At 70.2% G+C, this 8,747-nt stretch carries 11 protein-coding genes and 1 pseudogene; 6 read left to right on the top strand and 6 right to left on the bottom strand.

The genetic code is table 11. The features are described from left to right. Nucleotides 1-78: 78 nt before the first annotated feature. Nucleotides 79-366 carry a hypothetical protein gene (locus tag ACZ5ON_RS35460; protein ID WP_465601589.1) on the bottom strand — a complete coding sequence of 96 codons (288 nt, stop codon included), beginning with the start codon at nucleotides 364-366 and terminating at the stop codon, nucleotides 79-81. A gap of 653 nt (nucleotides 367-1,019) precedes the next feature. On the opposite strand from ACZ5ON_RS35460, the gene ACZ5ON_RS35455 reads away from it, so the two are divergent. From ACZ5ON_RS35455 to ACZ5ON_RS35445, 3 genes are all read left to right on the top strand, one after another. Further along, nucleotides 1,020-1,220 carry a helicase associated domain-containing protein gene (locus ACZ5ON_RS35455; RefSeq protein ID WP_465601586.1) on the top strand — a complete coding sequence of 67 codons (201 nt, stop codon included), beginning with the start codon at nucleotides 1,020-1,022 and terminating at the stop codon, nucleotides 1,218-1,220. 283 nt (nucleotides 1,221-1,503) lie between these two features. Further along, complete coding sequence (locus ACZ5ON_RS35450) at nucleotides 1,504-2,385, top strand: LPXTG cell wall anchor domain-containing protein (protein WP_465601583.1); 882 nt, start codon at nucleotides 1,504-1,506, stop codon at nucleotides 2,383-2,385. A gap of 406 nt (nucleotides 2,386-2,791) precedes the next feature. Then, complete coding sequence (locus ACZ5ON_RS35445; protein WP_465601580.1) at nucleotides 2,792-3,133, top strand: DUF6191 domain-containing protein; 342 nt, start codon at nucleotides 2,792-2,794, stop codon at nucleotides 3,131-3,133. A 28-nt stretch (nucleotides 3,134-3,161) separates the two neighbouring features. Here the strand turns inward: ACZ5ON_RS35445 and ACZ5ON_RS35440 are convergent, their stop codons facing one another. From ACZ5ON_RS35440 to ACZ5ON_RS35430, 3 genes and pseudogenes are all read right to left on the bottom strand, one after another. Next, a complete protein-coding gene (locus ACZ5ON_RS35440) occupies nucleotides 3,162-3,287 on the bottom strand; it encodes a hypothetical protein (protein WP_465601577.1) in 126 nt (41 codons plus the stop codon). Nucleotides 3,288-3,322: 35 nt separating this feature from the next. Further along, nucleotides 3,323-3,475: pseudogene (locus tag ACZ5ON_RS35435) on the bottom strand (IS701 family transposase); the annotation flags it as partial. 82 nt (nucleotides 3,476-3,557) lie between these two features. After that, nucleotides 3,558-4,052 (bottom strand): GNAT family N-acetyltransferase, encoded by a 495-nt coding sequence (locus ACZ5ON_RS35430; RefSeq protein ID WP_465601574.1) that lies wholly within the window; start codon nucleotides 4,050-4,052, stop codon nucleotides 3,558-3,560. Between the two features lie 1,114 nt (nucleotides 4,053-5,166). Between ACZ5ON_RS35430 and ACZ5ON_RS35425 the strand changes: the two genes are divergently transcribed. Together ACZ5ON_RS35425 and ACZ5ON_RS35420 are read left to right on the top strand one after the other, a co-directional pair. Next, nucleotides 5,167-5,403 carry a hypothetical protein gene (locus ACZ5ON_RS35425; protein WP_465601571.1) on the top strand — a complete coding sequence of 79 codons (237 nt, stop codon included), beginning with the start codon at nucleotides 5,167-5,169 and terminating at the stop codon, nucleotides 5,401-5,403. Beyond that, nucleotides 5,364-5,699, top strand: coding sequence for a hypothetical protein (locus ACZ5ON_RS35420; RefSeq protein WP_465601569.1), 336 nt, complete (start codon nucleotides 5,364-5,366; stop codon nucleotides 5,697-5,699). The genes ACZ5ON_RS35425 and ACZ5ON_RS35420 overlap by 40 nt, the downstream gene beginning before the upstream one ends. Here ACZ5ON_RS35420 and ACZ5ON_RS35415 read toward each other — a convergent pair. Both ACZ5ON_RS35415 and ACZ5ON_RS35410 read right to left on the bottom strand, forming a co-directional pair. Continuing rightward, nucleotides 5,663-6,607 (bottom strand): NAD-dependent epimerase/dehydratase family protein, encoded by a 945-nt coding sequence (locus ACZ5ON_RS35415; RefSeq protein ID WP_465601566.1) that lies wholly within the window; start codon nucleotides 6,605-6,607, stop codon nucleotides 5,663-5,665. The two genes, ACZ5ON_RS35420 and ACZ5ON_RS35415, sit on opposite strands and share 37 nt — an antisense overlap. A 195-nt stretch (nucleotides 6,608-6,802) precedes the next feature. Beyond that, a complete protein-coding gene (locus ACZ5ON_RS35410; RefSeq protein WP_465601564.1) occupies nucleotides 6,803-7,744 on the bottom strand; it encodes an alpha/beta hydrolase family protein in 942 nt (313 codons plus the stop codon). Nucleotides 7,745-7,946: 202 nt separating this feature from the next. On the opposite strand from ACZ5ON_RS35410, the gene ACZ5ON_RS35405 reads away from it, so the two are divergent. Then, entirely contained in the window at nucleotides 7,947-8,537 is a 591-nt protein-coding gene (locus ACZ5ON_RS35405; protein ID WP_465601562.1) for a TetR/AcrR family transcriptional regulator, read from the top strand. The last annotated feature ends 210 nt before the right edge of the window (nucleotides 8,538-8,747 follow it).

Raw genomic sequence — 8,747 nt, 5'->3', positions numbered from 1 at the left:
GAAGAAGTGGTGTTTCAGAGGATTGGCCGCCCCGGGACCGTCCGCGCCGATGCGTGTCCGGTGCTCCCTGCCGAGCGACTAGAGAACACTACCCCATCGACAGCGCACCTTCACCGGTGCCGGAGGGTGCATCCGGTACCCGGTCAACTCCCTGCACCGCGCCTGCTCCGGCAGGTCCCAGGATTCCGCGACCTCGTAGAGCTGGGCCACCACGGCCGAGGGCACCGCCTTCGCGGTGGTGCCGTGCAGCAGGAACTGTCGCACCCCGGCCGCCTCTCGCATCAGGGCCCGGACCTCTTCACCCGCCGCCCGGATCGCCGTCCGGTCTCCCGGATCCTCGGGCACCGTGCTCTGCGCCACCGCCAACCGCAACCTCCTTCTCACTCCGGGAGCGAACCGGGCGTCGCCGCCGGGCCGCGTCTCGCCGAACAGCAGGTGCTCGCTTCTCCAGGTCTGGCAGCACAACGCAGGCCGGCGCGGCCCGGGCTGCGCCGTGGGCTCGGTGGCCGTGATCGAGCGGACGGGCGAAGGCGCAGCTGCGGGCTTGCTCGCCCGGTGTCGGCGGCGCCTGATGGAGGAAGTCGTCATGTCCGCCGTTCTGCCATCCGCGACTCGCACCCAACCGCGCCCGACCCGAAAGTCAAGGAGCCGACGTCCTCTGAGGCCTGGTGGAGACCGTCAAGGTATCGGCCGGAGACGCTGTCGGCTCCCTGCGCCGAGCGCTGCGCGCGGGTCCAGTACCGCAGCACGGACACGCTGACCGCGTCGTCAGGGGATCCGTCAAGGTTTCCGGGCCCAAAGCTTGATGGTCTCCGGCGGGCGATCCCCCGTTCCGGTTTGGCGGGCCTGTCAGAGGTTGTGGAGGTAGGCGAGCTGGGCGGTGCGGGCGGCGTGCTCGGGGGTGTCGTGCAGAATCGCGTCCTGGCACGCCAGGAGCAGCGGGACCTGCTGGCGGCGCTCGGCATCGCCGAGGACCAGGAGCTGGCGGCCGCGCGGGCGGCGGCCGCGGCGAAGCCAAGGTGTCGCGGGCGGACCGCTTCCAGCAGGGCCTGGCGGCGCTGGCGGCGTTCGTCGAACGGGAGGGGCACGCACGGGTGCCGAGGACCCACCGCGAGGACGGACTGTCGCTGGGCACCTGGCTCAACAACCAGAGGGCCCGCCGCGACGAGCTCGGCCTCGAGCAGCTGGGCCAGCTGGAGGCCCGGGGAGTGGCGTGGTAGGCCCTGCCCGGCCGGGCCCGGTCCGGTGCCAGTGCCGGTGTGAGGGCTGTGGAAGTCGTCGGCGGTGAAAGCGCCGGGGGACGGCGGGCCGGGCACGCGAGCGGCCACTTCGCGCCTGACATTCTGTCATGTGGGGCTGTGGCCCGGGTAGTCGGTGGATCCGGTGCGTCGTGTACCGTCGCCGTCGCAACTCTCACAGGCTCAGCCTCGGCCGAGTCGTACGTGCCGGACAGCTGAGCTCTGCCCCCACCACTGTGTATCTACCGTCAGGGAGCTACCGAAAGTGCACCACCCCCTGCGCCGGATTCTTCCGGCTCTGGCGGCCCTCGGCATAGCCGTGGGCACCCCTGTGTTCGCCGCTGGAACCGCGCACGCCGTCATGCAAGAGTGTGGCGAGGCCGCTGTGCAGTACTCGATCGACGGCGGCAGCCACTGGATCGACGGCGGCCGGATGTCCGAGCCGCACGGCAGCATCCAGGTCCGCCTCGTCGGCGAGACCTCGCCGGGCTGCGACTACAAGGTCTCGCTGGCCTCCTACAGCACCGAGGGCCCGGACTGGGGGACCTCGGGAACTCAGACCTTCCTCGGCTGGGCCACCACCACGCTCAACCACGAGCGTCCCCAGGCGACCCTGGACGTCAGCGCGCATCTGCCGAAGTGCTTCGGCCAGATCGACCTGTACGCCGGCGACCAGAAGTTCGACGGTGTCAGCAACCCGGCACCGCACTTCCCGGACGCCGTCGTCCCGCGCAACCTGATCACCGCGTGGAACGGCGGCTCGGCCTGCCAGCCGACCCCCTCGAGCAGTCCGTCCGCACCGGTGAACCCGAACCCGGTACAGCCCAGCCACCCGGCCGGCTCGCCGTCGCCCAGCGCCTCGGTTTTGCCGTCCGGCTCCCCCAAGCCCTCGCACTCGCCAAGTACTCCGACCCGGACGGGCAGCCCGAGCTCGGCTCCGTCGGCACCGGCCCCCACTACCTCGGAGGGCGCGGGGCCTGTCGGCACACCCACGGTCAAACCGGTCTCGGACAAGCCCGCCCCCGTCCTGGCCAGCACCGGTAGCGACGGCGGACAGATGATCGCGACCGCCGCCGGCGGCGCCGCCCTGCTCGCCCTCGGCGCAGGCGTGGTGGTCTTCAACCGCCGCCGTGCCGCCCACCGCTGACACACCGCCTGGCAGATGCCCGCAGGCCGCGGCCACCCAGCCGCCGGACTGCGGGCATCCGCCTGCGAGCAGGCTCTCCCTGCGATACCCGGACTTCGGCGGCGCGCTGGTATAAGGACCTTATGACGGGTCCGCCCACACGGGGCTAGGCCGGCCGGTCCACGGGTGTCCGTTCATCCGAGGGCAGGTCAACCGCGCCTTCGTGGCCCGCATCGGCTGCTGGGCCCACGTCGAGCGGGTGCTGCTCACCAACGAACAGCGGCTCGCCTACGGCCTGCCGCCTACCGAGAGCAGTAAGGGCGCCCCGCGCTGGCCGGGTTCTACGCCTGCGGGAACGTAGCGGCGCTTCCTGACAGCTTCGGCGCGGGTCTTGGAACAGTCGCCTGCGCCGAACCGTTCCACCTTCATGGTGAGCTTACTGACCGGCCCGTTCGCCGTCCTGCTGATCGTGGTCCCCCTCTTCCTGGCCGCGGCTCTGAAGACGGCCGTCGCCCGCGCCCAGCGCCGCGGGCTGCTCCCCGGCCGGCTGCCGGTGCACGCCGAGCCCGGGACGCGCGGCGCCGGGGCCACGGCCACCGAGGAGCTGCACGCCCTGCTCTACCCGGGCAAGCGGGTCCAACTGGAGGAACGGCGGATCGCCCTGGTGCTGCGCGACGACGAGCACGACGGCGCCCCGAAGCGCACCGGCATCGACCTCGCCGCGGGCACCGCCAGGATCACCCGGCCCTCCGGCCCCGAGCGGTCCTGAGCCCTTAGGTAAGGACCGTGAGCGCTGATCAGCCGTGTTCCAAGGTGTGGCGAGCGGGGCTGAGGTGGCTTTGGAGGCGGGCGTGGCGGAACTGGTAGACGGCTCCGACCTGGCGCAGGACTCCTCGGTGGTAGGCGTCGTCGAGGAAGGCCATGGTCGCCCAGGGGAGCCGCCCCGTCAGGGGGAGTGCGATTCGCGCGGCAGGTCCGACAGCAGCCCCAGCACCAGCTCCCGTACCCGACGCCGGGGTTCGACCCGGGCGAACCGGTCGGCTATCCGGCTCATCAGGACCTCGAACGCTTCCTGCCAGCGGGCAGGGTCTACGCTGTGACCTGCGGCCACCGCAAGATCGTTAGTCTTCACACACCGATGATCAGCGGTGGCCGCACCCTTCCCGCAGCCGACCCACGAGCAAGATCAAGGTCTATGGCTGGAGGTCGCGCTGGCACCAGGTGCCTGACTTGCCGCCGAGATCGGCCGGGATGGCAGGGCCAACCGGGACGAACCCGGCCTTGGTCAAGACTTTCTGGGACGCGGCGTTGTCGTGGGAGGTGGCCGCCCGTAGTGTGCGCAGGCCGTGCCGAGCTGTCGCAATCAGGCCTAGCTCCCGGACGGTCGCGGTCGCCACGCCGCGGCCGGCGACCTGCTGCGCGACCCGGTAGCCGAGTTTGGCAGTGCCGTCCTCCAAGTCGTACAGGTTGAACCTGCCGAGTACCGAGCCGTCCTCGGCGACGAGCACGTAGAAGGCGCAGATGCTGGCCTCCTGCTCGGCCAGCAAGGCGTTGTACCGATCGGTGAACTGGTCGAAGAAGTCGTCACCGCGGTCGGGGATCGAGGCAGCGAAGTAGGTGCGGTTCGCCAACTCGAAGGCCAGGACCGCCGGGGCGTGGTCGGCATGCAGCCGCTTCAGCTCGGGCATTGCCCGACTCTACCCAGATCGTGCGCTGAGGCCACCTGAGTTTCTGCCAGTGGCAGACAGCCTCAAGACCAGGGCACATAACGATCTACGGCTGGAGTACTAACGGACACCCGCCCCGGACGCCGCAACCAGATCGTGACGGCCGGTACATCGATCGCCCGGACGGTCCCGATGACGCCCCAGCCACGGTGCGCCTACTCGACGGCGAGCTCCAGCAGCTACTGGTGGCCGACTTGCCCGGTAACAAGCAAGCCGACGCACGAGGAAACAAGGGCGCCGGCGATCACAACCTGGTGGCCCTCGGCGCAGCGCCGGTACGCCCGCCGGCGGACCCAGGAGCTGGCCGTCCCGGTCGGCGAGGCCGAGGAACGGCGGCTGACTTACGAGCTGCGCGCGGCGATCGAGCGGGTGCGCACTGCTGTCCTGGTCCTGGCCGAGCGGGTGCGCACCGCCGTCCTGGTCCTGGTGAGCGGGTGCGCGCCCGCTCACCGGGCCCGGGGTGGACCGTCCTCGGGTCTGTGTTGCGAGTGCCGTGCAGGAAGTCCTCAAGAACTTCTCAAGCTCGCGTGCAATCTAAAGGCCGACTGAGAGGATCTGAATATCGCGGGATGGGCGACGACTCGGCGGCTGGCGGCCGTCTCACCTTGCAGGATGATGGCAACCTCGTGACCTACACGTCCGACGGCAAAGCTGTTTGGGACAGCGGCACGTGGGGCGGCCGCCAGGGCACCCTGCACGAGTGCCGATAAGAATCACCTCCTTAGCAATCGCGGCGCCGCCGGAATTCTCATTCTCTCCGGCGGCGCCGCTGCCGCCTGCCGCCATGAATCAGTCTGTACAGCCAGCGGCTCTGTCACACATCCGGCGGTAACGGATCGTGGCAAACGATCTACTGTTGGTTGCAGAGAGTGCGGGGGCGCTCTGCCCCCGATGTTTCGCGAGCCAGCTGTCGTAGGGATGTCGGTTCCAGCCCGCCGGCTCACCTCGGCGACCGCTGCGCAGGCTGACCTATTCCGTAGCACGACCGCTTCGAGCCGCTGGCAGGATGAGGGTGCGGGCGAACAGCTGCACCAGGGCCGGCACCACGGTTGAACCGGCCAAGGTGAGGAGACCCTTGCGGGCCTTTCCTGTGAGGCCGCCGCCTGGCGTCCGGTACTGGACCGTGGTCAACGAGAACTCCGTGGCGAAGGCGGACGCCTTCCTGCGGCACGTGCGGTTCGGCAAGGACCAGGCCGAGCTGACGACCCGGGCCTACGCGGGGCACATCGCGCTGTACCTGCGCTGGTCTGCCCGGGCCGGACGGGACTGGCGGTGGCGGCCGAGGAGCTGGCGCTGTTCGTCGTGTGGCTGAAGTTCGACACGAAGGAGCTCACTGGCATTGAGCCGTCGGCCGGGAGCGGACGGGTCCACCCGGGGCCAGGCGCCGAGCCGGGCCGGGAGCCGGCGCGGATCGAGAACGTCCTGACCGGGGTGCGGCAGTTTCTGCTGCATGGCATCACCGCGAAGGCGGTGCCGTCGGCCGCGAAGGTGCCCTCCAGCGCGTTCTCCCGCTGCTTGCAGGGCGAGCGGAGGGAGAGGGAGAAGCCCCACGATCGGGGCATGGCCTTGGCTCAGGTCGTGTTGCCTGCGCGTAGCCAGGCGATGTAGTCGCTGGCGGCCCGTTCGGTGTCGTACTCGGCCTGGTAGCCGGTGTCCTGCTTCAGGCGGCTGATGTCGAGGACCAGGTGCGGTGCGCTGCCTCCGGCGGGGAGGTCTACGTCGGCGTCGGGGACTGCCTTCCTGATCGCCCCGATGAGCTGGGCGTTGGTCGTGGTCCGGCCGGAGCCGACGTTGTACGTGCGGTGGTTGAGCTTGTCCGCGAGTTGGAGGAGGGCGATTGCCCGGCCGGTGTCCTTGACGTAGTTGAGGTCGAGTCCGTCCTCGGCGTGGGCCGGCCCGATGAGGTGGGAGAGGTCGGGGGCGGTGCGGTGGGCGGCGGCGTGGATGAGGGCGGGTGCGGCGAAGAACGGGTCGAGGTGGCCGAGCGGGCCCCAGGTGCCGGAGATGCGGTAGTTGACGATGTCGATGCCGGTGGTGTCGGCGAGGTAACCGGCGAGCAGTTCGCCGACCTTCTTGAAGGTGGGGATCGCCACGGGTGCGCTCATCGACAGCGGGGCGTCCTCGCGTAGCGGTCCGTCGGTGTCGGCGCCGAGGTAGACGCCGATCGTGCTGGCGACGCCCAGGCGCCGCACGCCCCACTCCTGGGCTGCCCGGGCGATGTTCAGCAGCCCGCCGAGTGCCTGGCGGGTCGCCTCGGCGGGCATGGCGGGAGAGGGTGGCCAGGGGTAGGAACCGGCCAGGTGGACGATGCCCGTGATGTGGTGGCGGCGGCCGATCGCGAGCAGGGCGTCGAGATCGGCGACGTCCGCGTGCACCGTCTCCACCCGGGCGCCGGCGAGTACGGGCGGGAGTCCGCGGGGGCGGCGCTGGACGACGACGCAGTCTTCGCCGAGGTCGAGCAGGGCTCGCACAGTGTGCGATCCGATGAAGCCGAATCCACCGGTAGCGAGGATCATCACGTTTCCTTGTCTGTAGCGGTCCTGATAGCCGGTCGTGCCGGCGATTCCGGCGGGTACCCGCCGGGGGGGAGTGTTGAAGTAAGTGCGGGCGCTCGCACGGCCGAGCCGATGACGCCGCGTCCGGACTGCTGGTGTCGCCGTACCGGGGCGGTGCCGGTCCGCTTCGGCGGACCGGCGGTGCGGGCAGGCTGGTTACTTGCTCCGCAACTTCCCCAGCGGCTGGGTGTCCTGCTCCAGCGCGGTGGCCGCCAAGTGCCAAGCCGTGTCTCCGGGGTGGAGGGCGCTGTGCAGGTAGGCGGTGGTGAGGCGCTGTATCAGGGCGATGCGTTCGGGATCGGCGTCGGTCGTCTCGGCGACCTCGTGTCCGGGGATGCCACCGAGCGAGTGCTCGGCGCCGAACAGGGTCAGCAGGCTCTTGTCGCCGGGGCTGTGGGCGTAGGGGTCGGTGAACCAGTCCGGTCCGCGTGTGGACAGGTGGGAGTGGTCGTTGTCCCCGGCGACGATGAGGGCCGGGGTGGTCATGGTGTCGAAGGACGGCCTCATGAAGGGGAAGTGCTCGGCGGCGAACGGGGTCAGGTCGTCGCCCAGGCCGGTCAGGGCGAGCAGCACACCTGCCTTGATTCGAGGGTCGGACATGTCCTCGCCGGGTACGCCGTCGGAGCCGAGGACGCGCGCGCCCAGGAGCGCACTCGCTGTCTGGGCACCCCAGGAGTGCCCGGCCACGGCGATCCGCTCACGGTTCACGCGCCCGGCGAGACCCGGCACGGCCGCCTCCAGGACATCGAGTCCGTCCAGCACGCGAGTGAGGTCTTCGATCCGCAGACGCCAGATGTACGGCGTGCGGGGGTCGTCGGCGGGCAGGGCGAGTGTCCTGGAGTCGAGGTGGGTGGGTTGCAGGACCACGAAGCCGTGGGCGGCCCAGTGGTCCGCCAGCGGGGCGTAGGCGTCCATCGACCAGCCGAAGCCGTGCGAGAAGACGACAACGGACAGACCGGTGCCGGTCACGGGGGCGGAGACCCGGACCTGGAGGTCCTCACCGCGGCCCGGCGCGGACAGGACGACCGGCCTCACGGATACCACCGTGGTCGGCGCGCCTGCGATCTGCCGGGTGTTCGCGGTCATGGATCGGGACATGGAGGTGCCTTCCGTTCGGTGCCTGCGCACTCTTGGGTCCGGTGAGCCGGCTGTGGTGCCGCAGGCCGGGCGGGCCGATGGCAGTGGGCGGTTTGGCTGCTGGGCATCGGCCTGCCATCATGAATGAAGCGGAACCGTGTTCCGGAAATGACAATACGGAACACCGTTCCGCTTTACAAGCCCTTCGGAAGGAGCGTGGCCGGTGGACGACAGCGCACGGAGCACGACCGGCGAGGCCGGGTCCAAGCGCAAGGATGCCCGGCGCAACCAGCAGACCCTGCTGGACGCAGCCGCCGCGGTCTTCGTCACCTCGGGCGTGGACGCGCCGGTGCGCGACATCGCGGCCAGGGCCGGTGTCGGGACCGGCACGGTCTACCGCCACTTCCCCACCCGCGCGGACCTGGTCATCGCCGTCTATCGTCATCAGGTCGACGCCTGCGCCGAAGCCGGGCCCACCCTGCTGGCGGCCGGCCCGACCCCTCACGCCGCCCTGGAGCGGTGGGTCGACCTCTTCGTCGACTTCCTGGTCACCAAACACGGCCTGGCCGCCGCGATGCGCAACGACAGCGCCGGCTTCGAGACGCTGCACGCCTACTTCCTCGACCGCCTCCTACCGGTGTGCAAGCAGCTTCTCGACGCCGCCGCAGCCTCCGGCGAGATCCACCCCGACCTCGACGCCTACCAGCTCATGCGTGGCATCGGAAACCTCTGCGTCGGCGCCGACACCGACCCCCGCTACGACGCACGCCGACTGATCGCCCTCCTCATCGCGGGGCTACGACAACCGCGCTAATAGCGGCGTCCGTGCATCACACGTGTTGCACCGGCCATCGTCGTCTTGACCGCTTCTGAGCTGTGTGGATTCGAACCGCACACGCTCGCGGCGCCCCGGAGAATCGTTGGCGACTTGAGAAGCCGTTGTCGTACCGCTCGTGGGGCTTGTCGATCGAACAGGGGTCTCGTTCGGGTGATCGTGGACAGGCCGGCGCATAAAGGCAGGGCC

It is taken from the genome of Kitasatospora sp. NPDC032150 (assembly GCF_055579945.1).
This window is presented reverse-complemented; position numbering and strand designations above follow the sequence as displayed.

Excerpts from the sequence above, each read along its gene's own strand:
- ACZ5ON_RS35445 (WP_465601580.1), top strand. The coding sequence starts at position 2,792 with ATGGTGAGCTTACTGACCGGCCCGTTCGCCGTCCTGCTGATCGTGGTC.
- ACZ5ON_RS35440 (WP_465601577.1), bottom strand. The coding sequence starts at position 3,287 with ATGGCCTTCCTCGACGACGCCTACCACCGAGGAGTCCTGCGCCAGGTC.
- ACZ5ON_RS35430 (WP_465601574.1), bottom strand. The coding sequence starts at position 4,052 with ATGCCCGAGCTGAAGCGGCTGCATGCCGACCACGCCCCGGCGGTCCTG.
- ACZ5ON_RS35415 (WP_465601566.1), bottom strand. The coding sequence starts at position 6,607 with ATGATCCTCGCTACCGGTGGATTCGGCTTCATCGGATCGCACACTGTG.
- ACZ5ON_RS35410 (WP_465601564.1), bottom strand. The coding sequence starts at position 7,744 with ATGTCCCGATCCATGACCGCGAACACCCGGCAGATCGCAGGCGCGCCG.